Source organism: Polaromonas sp. P1_G2 (genome assembly GCF_056405515.1).
Genome location: NZ_JBFUBY010000806.1, coordinates 1 through 551, shown reverse-complemented (window position 1 = coordinate 551; position 551 = coordinate 1). Strand labels below are relative to the sequence as shown.

Sequence of the window (551 nt, the reverse complement as noted above, 5' to 3'; positions counted from 1 at the left end):
GGCAAACTCGGCGGCCAGGCGCAGGTGCCGGGCGTCGCCGGCACCTGGAAGGACCTGACTGACACCGTCAACGTTATGGCCGCCAACCTCACTGAACAGGTGCGCGGCATCGTCAAGGTCGTCACCGCTGTCGCCAACGGCGACCTCAAGCAGAACCTGACCGTCGCCTCCAAGGGCGAGGTCGCCGCACTGGCCGAAACCATCAACAACATGACCAACACGCTTGCCACCTTCGCCGATCAGGTGACCTCGGTGGCACGCGAAGTCGGCGTCGAAGGCCGCCTCGGCGGCCAGGCCAATGTGCCGGGCACTGCCGGCACCTGGAAAGACCTGACCGGCAAYGTCAACCTGCTTGCCGCCAACCTGACCACCCAGGTCCGCGCCATCGCCGAAGTGGCAACCGCCGTCACCAAGGGTGATCTGACACGCTCGATCCAGGTCGAGGCACGCGGCGAAGTCGCCGAGCTCAAGGACAATATCAACACCATGATCGGCAATCTCCGTCTGACGACGGAGCGTAACACCGAGCAGGATTGGCTGAAGACCAACCT

The 551-nt window shown here is 64.2% G+C and carries 1 protein-coding gene; it reads left to right on the top strand.

The annotated features are described in order from the left end of the window. Positions 1-551, top strand: a 551-nt coding sequence (locus AC1D0P_RS27705; protein ID WP_477679662.1) for a HAMP domain-containing protein, incomplete at both ends; no start/stop codon positions are given.